This window comes from Streptomyces albus subsp. albus, from assembly GCF_000725885.1.
Taxonomy (GTDB): domain Bacteria; phylum Actinomycetota; class Actinomycetes; order Streptomycetales; family Streptomycetaceae; genus Streptomyces; species Streptomyces albus.
Map to the genome: position 1 here is coordinate 56670 of NZ_JODR01000032.1, position 15761 is coordinate 72430.

Consider the following 15761-nt stretch of genomic DNA (forward strand, 5'->3'; position numbering starts at 1 on the left):
GACGCTGACACTCTGCTGGTGCACACAGCGGAGTGACCTGGGCCCTGCGAGAGACGTCGAACCTGACGTCACTTTCGGGAGCGAGCCTCGTTGCGGATATGACCAGGCTGCCGGCCCGGTCAACAGCACCAGTTCTGCTCTCGCTCCTGGCAAGGTCGAAATGATCGATATTACCGATTCCGTCGTGAGGACCCTCGAAGCCGCCTCCCGGCTTCGTCCCACTCCCGGCTTTGTCAACGGCGACGAGTATGCGGAGTGGTATGTCGAGGCGTCCTCCCAGCTCCTACTGGCCCTTGCCGACCTGGCACACGCCCAGGGCGAACCTCAGCTGGCCAAGCAGCTTGAGCTGTTCTCTCACCCGCTCTGCATGGAACCCTTGGACGCCGTTCTGCCCACCGAGGCCATGCCGAAAAAATGGTGCTTCAACCCGGTCGAGACCGCAGGCACACCGTGTGCCATGCACACGCCCGAGCGCGCGGCCGACCTCGGCCGCTGCACATGGACAGGCGACGGCGCCCTCCGGATGTGCCGGACGGAGCCCGCCCCAGGCGACGACCGTTGCAAGAGGCACGCTGAGTTCTGCCGGGCGGTCAAGGTAGACGGCGCGGTCTGCGGCCGACCCCGTTGCACGATCCCCAAACACCGGATGGCGCCGGTGCCCGGCACGTACTGAATCTGCGGGCACTCGGTTCACGCCCCCGCGTACGCTGCCTGGCCGGGAAAAGTGCCGCCCTCAGCGGGGGAAGTGAGGCAGCTGGCAGCAGCCCGCTCGCTGAAAGCACGGACAGTGCACCTGCGGGAACAGAAGCGCCGGGGCCGTCGCAACGACTCGGGCTCGTGAGGACAGCCACCGTCAGGCCAGCCTGTCGTCATGGCGCCCCGTTCATGGGCCGGCACAGTGGCAGCCTGCGCGGGAGCTGGTGCACCCGGCTCACTCCCTCACCGCCGCCTTGCTCCCGGCATGAACCTGCCAATCGTGTGCCGTAGCGGTGCGCGTCAACGCCCGTACGGACGCTCTCGTCGACGAGCGCCGCGTGCCGCAGTCACGCACCCGGCGGAGGGCGGTAAGCATGGGCCAATGACCTACAGGTTCACCGTCCACTTCCTCCTCGGCATGGAAGACGGCTGCGTCGGTCCCTTCGCTGAAGGCGATCGCTCCTCGGAAGCCCTCGAATACGTCGAGTCCTTTCTGCACATCGTCGTCACCTCCCTTGGCGCCCAGGAGGCCGGCGTCTGGTTCGCCGCGGCTGGCAGGGCCTCCGCCCGGGAGAGGAGAGCGCACGCTGCGCACTTCGGCTTCGCGCACTACCTATCGGTGGAACTGGGCACGGTCGAGGAGACCGTGTCCCGGGTGGCCGCATGGCAAGCGCTGCTGGCCGTCCGCAACATGCTCGACCGCACGGGAGCAGAGCTGGAGCACGTGATGGATTGCGCGATCCGGGCAACAAAGAAGATCGACTGCCGGAAGAAGCCAACGAACGCCTTGACAACCCTCAGCTCCCGCCAGGAGCCCCGCCGATCGGAGTCCGTTTTGGAACCGGCATGACGCTGGCTCCCAGGCGAGCCTTTCGGCCTACGGCCCGACGCTGCCCCGCCAGGTGCTCGGAACGCTCACTGCAGGCCTGGTGGAACTCACGCTGGTGTCCGGTCGGCTCTCATCGTTCGCCTCAATCAGCTAGACGAGTAGTTCCGAATGCGGGGATCTCAGAAGGGGGAGGGTGCCCAACATCGGCCTGTAACGACCGATTTGGACGCCCTCCTGACGGCACTGTATGTGCATGTCGATGACCGTTTGAGGACCCCGCGGTGGCGTGGGCTTCCGCCCCGGCTGACCGATGCCGAACCGGTGACCCTGGCAGTGGCCCAGCCATGCTCGGCTTCCACTGCGAGGCCCGCTGGCTGCGCTTCGCCCACGCCCACCTGCACGGGATGTTCCCGCCTTTGCCCCGGCGCCCCGCCTGCAACAAGCGTCTGCGGACCGCTTTGCCACTGGTCAAACGGGCGATCCGGTCATCGGCAGCGGACCTGTGACTGGACGACGTGTGGATCGTGGACTCCACCCCGGTGGAGTACGCCCGCTCCCGCGAGACCGTCAAGCGCTCCGACCTGGTCGGCTGGGGGAACTACGGCTACTGCCGCTCCCACTCCCGCTTCTACTGGCGTTCGAAGCTGCACCTGGTGTGCAGCCCGGCCGGGCTGCCCGTCACCCGGGCCCTGGTCAACCCCGAAGATCGACGAACGGCAGGTCCTGGCCCCCCTTGGAGGAAGGCATCTTCAGTGACGGGGACGAGCAGGCGGAACTGACGCCGGAGATGCAGCGGGAGCTGGCGACGGTACTGGCCATGGTGATCACCGGTGGTGCGGATCACCGGGTGGTGGAGATGCCCGGACCGGACGGCAGCACCGGCTTCACTGTCGTGGCCGCCTGCGCAGCCGACGACCCGGAAAAGCTGCGGGAGATCCGCGAAGGCCTTCACCGCTGGGCCGCCGAACGGAAGCCATCGACGCGGACCGGGACAGTATCGCCCGCGCCAGCGCGCCGGACGAAACCGACCGAAGGGCTGAGTCCCGCGCCCGCGCACGACGCACTGCCGCCGTGGGTGCAAGAGCCGTTCGGCCAATGCCGGAAGAAGCCGCCCTCTCGTTGAGCTGGCACCGCCCTATCTGTGAGAGGCGGACGTGCCATGGGGACACGAAGAAAGGGCGGCGGCACCGTACGGTCAACCGCAGGCCCCGGCCCACCGGCAGTCGTGCGAGGTTGACAAGTTGAGGTAGAGCCACTGGCTTTGGGCTTCAAGTCTCCCTTCCGGTTCTTCGTGCGCAGGTTGATCAGGTAGGCGAGGCAGGGCACGGGACAGCCGCGCGGTGCGCGAGGTCGCCGACGTACTGGCGTGGTGACCGATGCGCCGATGACTTCATGGGCAAGGGAGCGCGGCCGGACGTGCGCAAGCGGTGGGGTAGGTACAACGGGGAAATCCTGTATGAGGCCACAAGAGGTGGGAGATCAGCTGGAGGAGGAGACGCTCACGGAGTACCTCTCCCGTGTCGTACCCAGCGGCGAGCAGGTCTTTTGATGAGGCACATGCTGCTGGCTTGATCGGCACCAGTGCCGTACGGCACGGCTTCACATCCATCCGAGCAGGGCACGCCAGCCCGGACCGTCCGTTCCCCACGGGCTGACCGGCAGGTATACCCGATGATGGTGGCCGCTCGGACAACCGACAAACAATGCTGGGAGTACGCACATGACGGTGGAGGCCGGCACACAGCAGGAGCGCGTCGTGGGGCGGGTGTGGACGGTGCGGCTGGACCCTTACGGCCGCCCCTCCGCCGGCACGGTGAGGCTCTCCTGCTCCCGCCCGGCCTGCCCCGATGAGCGCTTCGGCAGCGCCGCTGCGGGGCGCAAGGCCGCGATCGGTCACATCAACATGCACCTGGCGCTCATCCGCGAGGGTGGGGGACCGCGCGGCGGGGCGTGGTGTGCGTGTCGCGCCGCCGACTGTGCCTGGCACGCCCCCGATCCCACCGCAGGAGGGCGCGGTGGGGTGCGGCGGACAGCGGAGTTGGAGCGGTGCGGCGGTTCGGTGGTGCTGACGGTGTATGCGGACCGTGCCGGGCGGCTGTGGCGGATCGCGGAGATGTGCGCGCGCTGCGCGGCGGCCACTACCGACTGCCGCGTCCTGGACACCGCCCCACCCCCAGCCCGCACCGCACCAGCCAGAGCAGGCCAGGTGCCGGACGGCCCGGCAGGACAGCGGGAGCCGGCGGGCGCCGCCGGCAAGAACGACGTCGTGGCAGTCTTCTCGCACCGCGGCCCCTCCCCTGCGGCCGGGCTTCCCTCTCCAGCCGTCGGGACCGCTCCCCTCCCTGGGGCCCGTGCCGGATCATCGGCAGGCACGTCCCGGCGGGCGAAGATCGCGCAGCGGATCGTGCCACACGATCTGCAGCCCGATGACCTGCGGGCGGAACTCATCGAGCTCGGGGATGCCTTCCGCGCCTACCAGGAGCGCCCCGAGCCAGACCTCGCTCTCCTGGCCGGGCTGCACGAGCGCAAAGCCGCTGCTTTCCAGAGGTGGGCCGGCGTAAGCGGCGACGGCTCCCTGCTCCATGAGGCGAAGCGTGCGCAGAAGGCAGCGCGGACCACCCTCGAGATGCACAAGAACCGCAGCGGCCGGCCCAGCGGCGACACCGCGGGTGACAGCGTGCCGCAGGTGGAATGGCTGCTGACCCGGCAACAGGCCGGGCACGCCCGTACCGTGCTGGACTACGTCACCGCCCACGCCCCGCACCCCGAAGCCGGGACGCACTTGGCGGTGCTGATGCTCACCCTGCGGGCCGCCCGCGCCGGCACCGGGAACATCACCGGCCAGGATCTGACCGGCTGGCTGCAAGACGACACCGAGCAGGTCCTGGAGCGGCTGGCCACAGGCGGCTGGCTGCGCCTGCCCGGCACCGTCGGCGAAGCCCTGGCCTCCCGGCCCGAGAACCCCACCACAGTCACCGTCCCCTCACTACTGCCCGACCGGCCCCGCCCGTTCACCTTCGGCAAGACCACCCGCTCACGCATCTCCGGCTGGGCCCAGAAAGCCGCAGGCGACCGGAAGATCCGCAAGAAGAAACTGAGCGCCGCCACCCGGCTCCTGGCCCTCTACACCGCCGCCCACGCCCGACCCGACGGCCACCTCGGACTTGCCGGCCACGGCGGGCTCCGCCTGGATGAGGCCGCCGCCTTCTGCGCCCTGCCTCCCAAGGCAATCACCGAGCACGCCGAGCTGCTGACCGCTGCCGACTGGCTCACCGAAGCCGACACCAGCCAAGGAACCCTGCGCGGACGGCTCGCCGAACGCATCCTGCCGCTGGGCGGCCGACTGTGACGCACTCATCGAACCGCGGAGCCCCCGGGATTTTCGGCCCGAGGCCGACATGACCGGGGTTGCGGTCCTCGGCGGCACGGAGGCCACGTCCGTGGCGCCCCGCCCGTCCCTGCGCGCTGACGGTCGAGCGTCCAGCCTTCCGCCCGCTCCTTCCCGGTGGGAGTGGGGCACTCGTGCTACCGGTCGCTTCCCTCTCTTACGGTCAGCGGGCAGGCCAAGCCTTTCCGCCCACTTCTTCACTATCTGCGCCGTCACTCCCATCTGACGCGCTACGGCGGCCACGCTCAGCCCAGGGTCGTCCCACATTCGGCGGACGTCACCCTCGACTCCGCATCCGGCTGGCAGGGCGAGCAGGCCTCACGCCCTCAGTCAACGCCCGCAACACCACATCCCGCGGCACGCCCCGCGACCGCGAGGCGCGGAACAGCTCGCGGGGCCCGTGGGCGCGGCCGAGTATCTGGTCGGGCCGCGCGCACGCGCCGGCCGCCGGCGCGTGTTTATGCCCGGCCGGGCAGGCTCGGTGCTGTGCCTCGAAGGCGCGGCGCGTCTTCTTCCTGCACCACTGAATCCGTTCCTGACCGGGTGTGTTGCGCATCAGCATCCCCGCACGTACTCGACCGGACGCGGCGAGCGCCCACCTGCTGGGACTGTTGCACTCACCCGGGACAGCACGAGTGCGATGGGCGCGCGATTGGACTGCGGGCCGTCTCCCGCCGCAGGCTGGAGAAATGAGCGAGGAGAGTGACCGTGAAGGGGGTACGGAGCGGGCCGAGGCCATCTCCCTCTATATGGAGGCCCTCAAGGCGCGCATGGCCCCGGAGCAGTACGAGCAACTGGAGCGGCTGGTGCACGAGACGGCGCACCTGATCGCCCACGGCCAGGAAGGCGTCTTCGGTGAAGACGATGAGCCCGAACTGTCTGTAGAGGTGCAGCGGGAGCTCGCCAGGATCCTGGCGATGATGCTCACCGGCGGCACCGAGCACCGTGTGGTGGAGATGCCCGGCCCCGATGGCAGCAGCGGCTTCGCCATCGTGGAGGCCTCCGCCGCCGACGACCCAGCCCGCCTCGCTCAGATGCAAGCCGGCCTCCAGGCCTGGGCCGACGAGCGTAAAGCGATCGACGCGGAGCTGGAGGGCATCGCCCGCGCCAGCGAGCAGGGTGAGACCGGCTGACGAATCTCCACGCCGACCTGTGGGCTGGAGGAGTTCAGCAGAGCCGATCGGCGGCTCAGCGTGCCCTGCGCCTGCCGCAGAACAGCAAAGAGCGGCCGACCGATGCCTGGGGACTGCCCTGTGGTTGCCGCACCATGTCCACCCGCGTGGTGCCGGGGACGGTGGCGGTCGAAGAGTGGCGTAGAGTGGCTGTCACGACGCGGGGTGGAGCAGCTCGGTAGCTCGCTGGGCTCATAACCCAGAGGTCGCAGGTTCAAATCCTGTCCCCGCTACCAGGCCCGGCCCTCTCAACGATGATGAGAGGGCCGGTTCTCTCTCCCGAGACTCCGAATTGTCCCGGCGGGATGAACGCGCGACGGGCCCTGGAGGCCGGGAACCGAGTGGGCGGTACGCACGCTGGCGACCATCCAGGCGGCTCTTGGAGGCTGGAAGTTCTCCACGTTGCTTGAGGTCCTTAGCGAGTCGCTGGCTGTGGCTGCGTCCGAAGCAGGGCCTTTGCTCGACCTCGTGAGGACAGCCAGCGCCAGGCCAGCCTGTTGTCATGGCTCCCGTTCAAGGGCCGGAACGGTGGCAGCCTGCGCGGAAGCTGGTGCTCCCGACTCGTCGTCCCGGCCACACGCCGGATCAGCGACGTTGCGCTAAGCGGGGGACGCAACGGTGACCGACCACATCGTCGCGGTGTCGAACCTGCATGTCCTCGCACTCTCGCCGCCAACCTCCGCTGTCACCCGCCGTCATCCGCCCGCATACCCCGCTGGCCGGAGACTTCGCCGCCGACCCTGTCGTGTGCCGCCGGGCGTTCCAGGTCGCCGTCGACTTCGGCTTCGTGGCTGTCGACGCGGTCGCCGACCTTCTCCCCCAAGAGGTATCCCTCGCTCTGGTCCAGCGCTTGGGCTTTTGTGATTGCGGCCGCCTCTCCCTGGACGGTGACGCCCTCACCCGCAGTGCGCTGAGCGCCATCGCAGCAGCGAACACGACCGCCTGCCAGGGCCTGGTGCTCACTGCGATCGACTACGCCCACCGCACCTTCGGGTGCGCCGGGCTCAGCGCCTTGGTCCACGAGCTCACGGAAGGCCGCCGGGCCACATTCGACTGCGTGTCTCTGTCGCGCGCCTCCGAGAGGTGGTGGCGTGGCTCGTCGAGCATGAGTTCCTGGCACTGGAGGGCGACGTGGGTGGCATCGCCCGCCTCTGGGTGAACCCCTGCGTTGCCCTCCCGCCGTGGGCGGACCCGCGGCCCATCGCGGCCTTGCACCACTTCCCGTACATCACCACGGCCGAAGGGGGCATGACCGCCGACCAGATGGTGATCGTCCAGCCCTACGACGCGGCGGCGTGGGACGACTTCTACCAGGCACTCCTGCACGTGATCGAAGACCCTGTCTGCTACTCCTCCGCGGGCTGTGCGATCCACGGGCGATAGCACGGGCAGCCAGGACGTTCTGGTGCATCGTCCTCCGGCAGAGGGACACCGATGGGCCGAACCGATGACGCGGAGCTGGGTGCCCGCCCTGACGGGTGGAGGGTGAGGTCCGGGCAACAGCCAGGAAGCAGCGGCAGGGAGCGGCGCATGTACGAGGGGGTGAAGGTGGAGTTCCGTACGGAGCTCCATGCCCGCTGGTCGGTGTTCTTCGACCACCTGCGGGTGCCGTGGGCGTATGAGCCGGTGACCTTCTACGACAGCCAGGGTTCGCCGCGCACGCCGGCGTTCTGGCTGCCGGAGCAGCGGATCTGGTTCGCGGCCGAGCTGGAAGCCCCGGTGTGGTGGGGCCGGTTCGCCATGGCCGCCGAAGGCAGCGACTACTGGAGTGGCGGTTGGGGAGAGGAGGCCGATAGCTGTCTGCCTGTAGAAGTGCCGGAGGAGTGGAAGGGGCGGACGCTGCTGGCCGAGGGCCCCTTCTTCCCCGACGACACCCCGGGCATCAACTCCTGGGGGCAACCCGCCCCTTGGCGCGGGCCGTGGCGGTTTCACGAGGCGCTGGGGATGTGCACCTACAACGACGCGCCCTACCAGTGGACGATGTGTCCCCAGTGCGGCTCCTTCGGCGCCGAGTTCTGGGGATACGCCGAGCGGTTGCGCTGCGGCTGCCTCGATGACCGCGAGCACCGCAAGGTCGTAAACAGCAGCGACGAGCGCCTGCTGGCTGCCTACCGGGCCGCGCAGCTTGAGCAGTGGCACGCCGACTTCACCGACCTCCACGCGACCGTTCTACGGCCTACCGTGCGTGAGGCCCTGGTCCATCAGCCCGGCGCCGCGGCTGCCCGAGAGGTGCGTGGGCGAGTGCCGGTCACTCGCCGAGCAGCTGCGCCAGGAACAGTGGCCCGCGGCGGCTGGGGAGGGCAGCGAGGACCTGGAGACGCTGTGTTCGGCGTGCCCGGGGTTCGTGTGCGGGCAGTGCGGCGAACGGCCGGCTCCTGCGGCCGATGTTGCGTGCCGGACGTGCGAGCCGGTCGTCCTGCTCACTGAGTATCAGGCGAGGCAGCGGCTCAACGGGAGGGTGGAGCAGCTCGCCGCCGCGACGGGCATCCACATGCGGCGGGTCAACGGTGTCGTCAACGACTCGATCGGGGCGAAGACGAGGTCAGGGGTCTCGCTGGCCCAGCTCGGGGTCGCGCTCACCAACGCTGAGCGGTGGCTGGAAGATCCGTCGTCCATGCCCGCCGGGCTCCCCGCTCCCTCCGGCGAGGATCTCGACAAGCTGCACGGGGCCGAGCTGCGCCGGCTCCTGGCCACCTACGTCGGGCCGCTGGCGGGAGCGCTGCGCGAACCGATCCCCTTCGTCCAGACGCAGCTGAACGACTGGATGGGCGCGCCCAGCCGCGCCGAGGCAACGGACGAGCAACTGCGTGACGCCATCATGCAGGCGTGGGCCTGGATCGAGGACCCCGACTCGTATGGCGCCTCCAGCCAACCCGAGCCACCCGAGCCCGGCGGCCTGCCCGCGCCGATGCGCACGAAGACGGCCGTCGCGGACTCCTCCTGCAACCTGTGCGCCGCGCCGGTGATGGCCGGCGAGCTCATCGGCCGGATGCCCCGCCCGCGCCGGCCGTACGTTCCGATGGACTGGCTGTGTGCCCACTGCCTGTCCGACCGGCGGGCCAAGCCCCGTCTCACCGACGTGCTCCTGCGGATCTTCCACCACACCTTCAGCGGCAGCACCACCTTGCTGAACACCGCCGAGGCCGCGGTGCTTCTCGACGCGCTGCTGAGCGTTCCCGTGCCGGAAGGCGACGGGCACCTCCAGGAGGCGCTCACCGCGCTCCGGCAGGGCATCGAGGCGCCGGAGCCGGTGATGCAGCTGAGCTACCACCCGGCCCACGCCGCTGTGGCCGCTGTCCACACGGCGGGCCCGCAGGAAGCCGCGGCCGGTGACGCCGCTGTCCTCACCGCCGTCGCTCAGCACCTGGCCGAGTGGCAGCACAACCCCCAGGACATCGACCAGGCCCGCTACAGGAACCGCATCCTGTGGCGGCAAGCCGTCCTTGAGAACACGCTCACCCCCACCGTCCTGTCCCAGCGCGGCGGCCCCTTCTGGGTGTGACGCCACCGGCGCCGTGATCCGCCCCCGCCTGACCCCTTCTGGGGAAGCACCCGATGGCATACGACGTCGCCCGCGACATCACCGCCGGCCCCCTCGTCCTACGCGGCGTTCGCGGATCGGTAGGCGCCGTCTACTCCACGCACCGCACGGAGCAGCTGGGTTACCGGGCCACCGTGGAACTCCCCGGCGTTCTGCACCTACTCGCCGCCGTCGACGCCGGTCAGATCACCGCGCCACAGGCCCAGAAGGCGCCCGTCATGGCGGATGCGGGCGGCGAGCACCGCCACGAGCTGTCATCTCCCGGGCGCAGGCCTCGGTCCACAGCGGCCGCGCTGGTTCGGCGCCATGTTTCTGGTCCTCGTTGTGCTTGCCCGCGACCCCACGGTCCACGGGGCAGCGAGCCGCTCCAGGGCATGCGGAAGGACAGTGCGCGGGCTCTCCCTACCTTGCGGTGCGCCGTGGCGTGCAGGCAGAGCACACCCGCATGGCGCAGCATCTTGCCGTGCCGCTGAGCGTTGTGTTGGTGCGTCCCAGAACCAGGTGAGGAGTTGTGATGGGCAGGAAGAAGCCGGGGAAGCCGCGTCGGCCTCGCGTTCCGCGTCAGTACACCCTTCAGGAACTCCAGCCGCCTGGCGAAGGCTACGAGGAGTGGTTCCTGGTGACCGCCGACATGAACGCGGACCAGATCGACGATCCGCGGGTCAGCGACGAAGCCCGCGCCCTGATGAAGCGACTGGCTCGTCTCGGTCCTCTGTACGGCAACAAGGTACCGAAGGCCGCCCTGTACCTGGACGAGCTCATCGACACCGGGCAGCTTCCCATCTTCGGGGACGGTGAGGAGGGCACTCTCATGCCCCTCGCGGAGGCAGCGGCGAGGTTCGGCTACACGGCCGACATGCGCCAGTCGGTCCACCGCCTGCACGCGGTGGGAGCTCTGCTCGTCGATACGGACGACGAACACGACATCGCCTTCATTCGCATGGTTGCCAAGAGGCCCGAAGAGCCTGGGCAGCCCTGGCGGTTCCAGGGAGACCCCGACGCGGTCACCGCGATGACCTGCATGCCCAACCGCATCTGGGAGGAGCTGCCTCTTGAGGTTGCGGGTGCCGTGGCGTATCTGCGGATGTGCCGGTCCGGGCTGGAGGAGCCCGACGCCGAGGCGTACGGCCAGCATGACGGTGTGAACGGCGCTGCGCACGCCAGGGAGCTGTTCGCCGCGGCCCTGGCGTCCGGTGCCGTCGATGAGAAGGGGTGCGAGGCGTGTCCGGCTGGCCATCTGTGCACCCGCACGGAGGGCTGACCGCAGTGGCTCGGTCTTCGTCCCAGCACGCAGGGACAGGTTCTCTCGTCCGCGCCCGGCATGGAATCTTGCGTGTTCGTCCCCGCTCTGTCCCGTTGGTCACCGTGGATCGCGAGGTGTTCCTCGACGCCGGCTTGAGTGCGACCGCCCGGCTGCTGTACATCGTTGTGCTGGCCGCAGCCGACCACGTGGTTCCTGCCAAGCAGATTCCGGCGCTGGTCGGTTTGCCCGACGGCGAAGCGGTGGAGCCGTTCCTCCAGGAGCTCGACAAGGCTGGCCTGGTGGACCTCGGCGAGCACCTGGGCCAGCCGCTCGCCACCACCGTGTCCCCGCAGCCACGACCGGGAGAGCGGCGCAGCCACCCCTGCGTGCCGTGTGAGGGATGCGGCGAGTGCTCGTGCCGGTACATGACCGGCCGATGCAAGCCGTGTGACGATGCTGACCGTGCTGAGGCACGTCTACGCCAGGAAGTGGCCCGCTGGAAGGCGCAGCGTGAGGCCGGTGCCACCTACGCCAAGGGCTCGAGCGGGGCGCGTCTGCACCGCTGGGACTGCCCCTCCCTGGAGAACCCGGACAAGGTCATGGCCCGGTTGTCGGAGGTGCGTGAACTGAGCTCGTACATCGGCCATCCCCGGCTGCCCGAGTTGTTCACCGCAGAGGAGCTGCGGGCGAAGGGCTGCCGGACGAGACGCTGTGCCATCTGTGGCCCCGACCCGCTATAGGGCCCTCGGCGTCCCTCGCGGACCGGGCGGGGACTTGAAGCTGCGGGTCGTCACCCGCGGCGGGAACGGCAGCATCGGTCCGACCTACCTCCCCCCGCCGCGCCCCGAGGCCACGCTGCGTACGGACCTCACAGCTGTGACGAATACCGAGCGTGGCCGGGGCCGGCAACCCCGAACAAGACATCGCCTTGCTGCGCTCACTCCCACGGAGCACCGACGCCTTCCGCGCACGGTCTCAGTTTTCGGGAGTGGCGGGGGTGCGCCGATCGAAGGCATGGGGTCGGCACTGGCCAGCGCGCGGGGAGGCGCCCTTCCCGGAAGAGGGAGGGGCACAGGACTTCGCCGGCGTGGGACAGCCGGGCTCGACGCTTCGCTTCCCGTGGGCATGAATCAGAGCCAGGCTGTTCTCACTCGTGGGGTCTTCTTCTGTGGTGGCTGGACGGCCTTGCGCGGAGGCCGGAGGGGGGCTGGGGGGCGGGGTGGGAGCCAGCCCTTCTTCTGGAGTGTCTTGGCTCGTACCACACACCATCGGCTGCAGTAGTCGCGCAGAGACGGGACGGCCTCGGGCAGGGGCTGAGTGCAAACGCGGCAGTGTCCGGCAGGGATGATCGGCTCCAGCCGGGCGAGGAGACGCTGGATGTGGTCTTCTTCGTCCTGGCTGGTCGGGACCACGTCGGCTGGGCAGCCGTTGAGCAGTTCGGTCAGGGCGCGGCGCAGGGCCGTCAGGTCCCGGCGGCGTGTTCCGAGGAGGTCGAGAAAGCCTTCGACGGGCCAGCTGGCGAGAACGCCGGAGCGGGTGAGGTAGAGGCCGACGGTGTCGATGCGGTACCGGTCGGTGGCGTCGAGCAGCAGGTAGCCCAACAGCTGCCAGGCGGTGCGGATGGAGAGCGAGTTGCGCGGGTGCCTGGTGCTCTTGAGGTCGATGAGGAAGCCGTCGGCGATCAGGTCGGCATCGGCGGTCATCTCCGCCCCGTCGAACGTGGGACCGCCGTGGCAGTCGGCGGGCTGCGTGCGGGCTCGAAGGTCGTCAAGAGGACCGTCCGCGGTCTTGTAGAGCTGGCCAGCGACGTCGGCCACCATGTCCGGGTGCGGGAGGGCCAGGAGGCGCTCGAGGCAGAAGGTGTCGGGATCTTCGCGTGCGGCGTCGGCCAAGGGTGTGAAGGCGAAGCCAATCGAAGTGCGGGCACACACCTGGTACCAAGCTGCGGCGATCAGGAGCCGGGCGAGGTCTTCCTCGTCCTCGTGCGGCCGATCAAGGGGCATTGAGCGGTTGTCGAGCTCAAGCCGGTGGACCGTCTCCGCGAGACGGGCGGCCAATTCATACGCGACGCTGCGCATCGCAGGACCAGCTGGGCCGGGCCACTGGCCGGCCTGAGCCATGCCGATCAGCGTGGCGCCATCGAGAGGAGAGGCTGTGGTGAAGGCCAAGCGCAGGCGCTGGTCAATCGCCGTTCCGACGGTGCCGGCCTCGGTGCCGACCCCGGGCGGCGGCAGGAGAACCTGGTCGGTGGCGTGCTGAGCGCGGAAGCTCTCGCGTAATGGCTTGGGCCCAGCGCTCAGTTCCCGGTCCAGGAAGCGACGCAGCGGGGTACGGGGACAGTGGAGTCCAGACGTCAAGCTCATCCAGGGTCACCAACGTGAAGCGGGCGCCTTCGGCGCGGAGGATCGGTCACCGCAGGACGCTAGACATCCGCACTGACAGAGAGTCCCCCGCAAGGGTGACGTAGAGGGCTGGCTGTACCACTCCTTCATCCGCAAGAGTGGCGTGACGAAGGACGTGGTAGTCGAATCATCGAGAACAGCCAACGCTGACGAGGGGGGAAGTGATGCCCAGTGCGTTCCTGGAGGGCGACTGCATCGGGGTACCGCGTCCGCGCAGTTGCTGGTGTCACGCTGGCTGGCTCCTGGAGCCCTTGGCTATCGCCCGTGCCACGAGACGTCGCGTCCGTGAAGCGCACCGTTCCATGTGGAGTAGGTAATCGTGGGAGCGAGGGTGCACGGGTCTGGCGAAGAAGCTACTCGCTCAGGTCCGCCCCGCTCTGGACCGCGAGGTACGTCAGGAGCTCCCCCGCGCCAGGCATCGCGTGTAGCAGCTCGCATCGCTCAGGGCGTGTCACCGAAGGAGTAGAAGCGAAAGGTGACGCCGGGGCGCGAATCGTACAGCGCCCGGCCGCCAGGCCACCGCCCCAGCTCGGGCAGGGCGGCACCGTCGTAGATCTCTTCCGGCTGCCAGCCGGTGATGTCCAGCAGCAGCCCGCCCAGCGGGCCGCCGATCAGCGCGGCATACATCCGGTGCTGCTCGGGCTTCGGCCGGTCCTTGTAGGCGCGGCGGGTGCTGGCCTCGCGGGTGAAGGCGGCGAGCCGGTCCAGGTTTTCGGTGTGCGCAGCCACGTCGCCGGGTCGGTCGTACGGCCCGGCATGTACTCCTCGGGCGTCGCGGCCTGCTGGTCGGACTGGATGGCGGCGGCCCGCTGCGCGTCCCGGCCCCGCGGGGGACGATGGCGTGGGAGGGGATGCCGTCTCGCCCTCAGGTCGGGTTATCGGCGGGTGCGGAGGAGACGGTCGTGACACTTGGCCGTCCGAGGAAGGCCACACTGTGGCGGTGCCGATCACGATGCGGTCGCCGTTCAGAGGATGTGAGCGGTCGGCGTGGGTCAGGCATGGGAGGGGGAGGCCCGGCGGGTCCCCTCAAAGCGGCGCGCCCAGCACTTCAGCCGGCGCCGGATACCGTCACCGCCGCCCCTGCTCCACCATCTCCACGCATGCACAGCCGTGCAGACAGCGCAGACCTCGGCCGTGACCGTCCAGTGGCGCCAGACGGCCAGAACGGCGCCGAGGCCCGCGAGGAAGGCCATCACGGCGTGGAAGCCGCCGGGCGCGATGCGCCCGGCCAGGAACGCGAGGACCGCTGCGCTCTGACAAACGGTGAGGCAGATGACTGGGAACATGCGGACTCCAGAACGAGGGCCGGGGGTGGGTGGGTAGAACCTGCCACGTCGGTACCTCGATCAGGCGTCGTCGAGCAGCCCGCGCTCACGGACCACCCGGGCGGCGGCCTCACGACGCTCGGAGGCGGCGTGCCGACGCAGGCATCGGGAGAATGCGGACCTCGCTGCGTCCCTCGCCCAGGCTGCCGAACACGCCCGTCGTCGACGTTCCGTACGTGCCTGATGAACCCCCGGATTCCTAATTCCCAGGTAAGGACGGGGCCGGCGTGGAAGCCCCGGGCTGTTCGAACAGCAGGGTCCGTCATGCCTTTCCCAACCCGGACCTGTACGCCCTCCCATAGAGCGGCAGGCGGCCGTGGTTCGGTGGCGCCCGCATAGGCGCCGGACGGACGCCCTCAGCCAGGTCCACGGTGGGGTGGTGACAGCTGGAGCTACGTAGCGGTGTAGGCGATGGAGGCTGCCACGAGTCGGCCTCGCTCTGCCGCGGCGGTGAGTTGGCGCTGGTGCTCCACCTCACCGCCGCAACGCGGCAGTCCCAGGTCGTCCGCCACGTACAGGGCGACATAACCCACCCGGCGCGCGAGGTAGTCCCACCGTGGCGGGACCTCGCCCGGCAGCGTGAGCAGGTGTTCGTCCTCCCCTGGCATGTGCACCGTGATCCGCTGTGTGTCTCGGTGCAGGTTCAGCTGCCACCCGTGCGCTTCACGGATCCGCATAGGGGGGCCCGCTTTCACCAGCGGGAGACCGGCCGCGAGCAGTACGGCCAGCAACTTGGGCATCACCAGCCCGGTTGAACCCAGGCGCATTTCATCGTGTGGGTTCTGGAAGGCGTACCAGGCCAGCTTGTCCTGTGACATCCCAGCAGACCATGCCGTGCTCTTCTCCTCTGTCGTGCTCATCCAGGTGCCTCATCTCGTGCGTGGCTAGGAGGCCCCCCAGAGGTCAACGACAGGACACCTCCCTGGCTACGGCAGCGAGACGGTGGGCGGAGCAACGTTGGCAGCGGGACGGGCTGCAGGAACGCCCTCCGGAAGGCATCGGAGGTTGAAACTCAAGCTGAGGTGGCGGACGGAGGGCCGGGACCCTTCCTCGGCCGATCCGTCTTCCCCGTTATGTTGTTCGCGGTCCTGCAAGAGGGCTGCTGGCCTCCGGGCCCGGTATGACTGTTGCCCCCTGTCGAACAGATGACCCGGGGGGTGGTGTC

Annotated in this window: 15 protein-coding genes, 1 tRNA gene and 1 pseudogene; 12 read left to right on the plus strand and 5 right to left on the minus strand. The window is 69.3% G+C overall.

Annotation, left to right across the window (positions count from 1 at the left end; genetic code table 11):
* Positions 1–160 precede the first annotated feature (160 nt).
* The 7 genes and pseudogenes from IO40_RS0129225 to IO40_RS0129255 all read left to right on the plus strand — a co-directional run bounded on the left by IO40_RS0129225 (position 161) and on the right by IO40_RS0129255 (position 6321).
* Complete coding sequence (locus tag IO40_RS0129225) at positions 161–673, plus strand: hypothetical protein (protein WP_051698764.1); 513 nt, start codon at positions 161–163, stop codon at positions 671–673.
* A gap of 405 nt (positions 674–1078) precedes the next feature.
* Positions 1079–1546 (plus strand): hypothetical protein, encoded by a 468-nt coding sequence (locus IO40_RS0129230; protein WP_030409489.1) that lies wholly within the window; start codon positions 1079–1081, stop codon positions 1544–1546.
* A 147-nt stretch (positions 1547–1693) separates the two neighbouring features.
* A pseudogene (locus tag IO40_RS39970) lies at positions 1694–2260 on the plus strand (transposase family protein); the annotation flags it as partial.
* The gene (locus IO40_RS34240) at positions 2259–2648 is read left to right on the plus strand and encodes a hypothetical protein (RefSeq protein ID WP_051698763.1); all 390 of its coding nucleotides are present in this window, start codon (positions 2259–2261) and stop codon (positions 2646–2648) included. The pseudogene IO40_RS39970 and the gene IO40_RS34240, both read left to right, overlap by 2 nt.
* A gap of 597 nt (positions 2649–3245) precedes the next feature.
* Complete coding sequence (locus IO40_RS0129245; RefSeq protein ID WP_030409488.1) at positions 3246–4874, plus strand: hypothetical protein; 1629 nt, start codon at positions 3246–3248, stop codon at positions 4872–4874.
* A 728-nt stretch (positions 4875–5602) separates the two neighbouring features.
* On the plus strand, positions 5603–6046 hold the full coding sequence (locus tag IO40_RS0129250) for a hypothetical protein (RefSeq protein WP_051698762.1): 444 nt from the start codon (positions 5603–5605) through the stop codon (positions 6044–6046).
* 198 nt (positions 6047–6244) lie between these two features.
* Positions 6245–6321 (plus strand) — tRNA-Met (locus IO40_RS0129255).
* A gap of 449 nt (positions 6322–6770) precedes the next feature.
* On the opposite strand, the gene IO40_RS37820 is transcribed toward IO40_RS0129255, so the two are convergent.
* Positions 6771–7067 carry a hypothetical protein gene (locus tag IO40_RS37820; RefSeq protein ID WP_135567044.1) on the minus strand — a complete coding sequence of 99 codons (297 nt, stop codon included), beginning with the start codon at positions 7065–7067 and terminating at the stop codon, positions 6771–6773.
* Between the two features lie 266 nt (positions 7068–7333).
* On the opposite strand from IO40_RS37820, the gene IO40_RS39525 reads away from it, so the two are divergent.
* From IO40_RS39525 to IO40_RS0129290, 5 genes are all read left to right on the plus strand, one after another.
* Complete coding sequence (locus IO40_RS39525) at positions 7334–7468, plus strand: hypothetical protein (protein WP_258774847.1); 135 nt, start codon at positions 7334–7336, stop codon at positions 7466–7468.
* 147 nt (positions 7469–7615) lie between these two features.
* The gene (locus tag IO40_RS0129270) at positions 7616–8512 is read left to right on the plus strand and encodes a hypothetical protein (protein WP_030409484.1); all 897 of its coding nucleotides are present in this window, start codon (positions 7616–7618) and stop codon (positions 8510–8512) included.
* Positions 8513–8543: 31 nt separating this feature from the next.
* Complete coding sequence (locus tag IO40_RS0129275; RefSeq protein ID WP_030409483.1) at positions 8544–9587, plus strand: hypothetical protein; 1044 nt, start codon at positions 8544–8546, stop codon at positions 9585–9587.
* Between the two features lie 553 nt (positions 9588–10140).
* Positions 10141–10887 carry a hypothetical protein gene (locus IO40_RS35100; protein WP_234336614.1) on the plus strand — a complete coding sequence of 249 codons (747 nt, stop codon included), beginning with the start codon at positions 10141–10143 and terminating at the stop codon, positions 10885–10887.
* A gap of 104 nt (positions 10888–10991) precedes the next feature.
* On the plus strand, positions 10992–11609 hold the full coding sequence (locus tag IO40_RS0129290; protein WP_135567023.1) for an adenine nucleotide alpha hydrolase family protein: 618 nt from the start codon (positions 10992–10994) through the stop codon (positions 11607–11609).
* 390 nt (positions 11610–11999) lie between these two features.
* On the opposite strand, the gene IO40_RS0129295 is transcribed toward IO40_RS0129290, so the two are convergent.
* The 4 genes from IO40_RS0129295 to IO40_RS0129310 all read right to left on the minus strand — a co-directional run bounded on the left by IO40_RS0129295 (position 12000) and on the right by IO40_RS0129310 (position 15456).
* Positions 12000–13232 carry a hypothetical protein gene (locus IO40_RS0129295; RefSeq protein WP_051719335.1) on the minus strand — a complete coding sequence of 411 codons (1233 nt, stop codon included), beginning with the start codon at positions 13230–13232 and terminating at the stop codon, positions 12000–12002.
* A 480-nt stretch (positions 13233–13712) separates the two neighbouring features.
* On the minus strand, positions 13713–13979 hold the full coding sequence (locus IO40_RS0129300; RefSeq protein ID WP_051719341.1) for a hypothetical protein: 267 nt from the start codon (positions 13977–13979) through the stop codon (positions 13713–13715).
* Positions 13980–14263: 284 nt separating this feature from the next.
* A complete protein-coding gene (locus IO40_RS37295) occupies positions 14264–14557 on the minus strand; it encodes a hypothetical protein (RefSeq protein WP_031176451.1) in 294 nt (97 codons plus the stop codon).
* 431 nt (positions 14558–14988) lie between these two features.
* On the minus strand, positions 14989–15456 hold the full coding sequence (locus tag IO40_RS0129310) for a hypothetical protein (protein WP_055496289.1): 468 nt from the start codon (positions 15454–15456) through the stop codon (positions 14989–14991).
* Positions 15457–15761: the final 305 nt, after the last annotated feature.

Bases quoted from the DNA above. Each gene is read 5' to 3' on its own strand.
- IO40_RS0129230 (WP_030409489.1), top strand. From the start codon at position 1,079: ATGACCTACAGGTTCACCGTCCACTTCCTCCTCGGCATGGAAGACGGC.
- IO40_RS0129245 (WP_030409488.1), top strand. From the start codon at position 3,246: ATGACGGTGGAGGCCGGCACACAGCAGGAGCGCGTCGTGGGGCGGGTG.
- IO40_RS0129250 (WP_051698762.1), top strand. From the start codon at position 5,603: ATGAGCGAGGAGAGTGACCGTGAAGGGGGTACGGAGCGGGCCGAGGCC.
- IO40_RS37295 (WP_031176451.1), bottom strand. From the start codon at position 14,557: ATGTTCCCAGTCATCTGCCTCACCGTTTGTCAGAGCGCAGCGGTCCTC.
- IO40_RS39525 (WP_258774847.1), top strand. From the start codon at position 7,334: ATGACCGCCGACCAGATGGTGATCGTCCAGCCCTACGACGCGGCGGCG.
- IO40_RS0129295 (WP_051719335.1), bottom strand. From the start codon at position 13,232: ATGAGCTTGACGTCTGGACTCCACTGTCCCCGTACCCCGCTGCGTCGC.
- IO40_RS0129310 (WP_055496289.1), bottom strand. From the start codon at position 15,456: ATGAGCACGACAGAGGAGAAGAGCACGGCATGGTCTGCTGGGATGTCA.
- IO40_RS35100 (WP_234336614.1), top strand. From the start codon at position 10,141: ATGGGCAGGAAGAAGCCGGGGAAGCCGCGTCGGCCTCGCGTTCCGCGT.
- IO40_RS0129225 (WP_051698764.1), top strand. From the start codon at position 161: ATGATCGATATTACCGATTCCGTCGTGAGGACCCTCGAAGCCGCCTCC.
- IO40_RS0129270 (WP_030409484.1), top strand. From the start codon at position 7,616: ATGTACGAGGGGGTGAAGGTGGAGTTCCGTACGGAGCTCCATGCCCGC.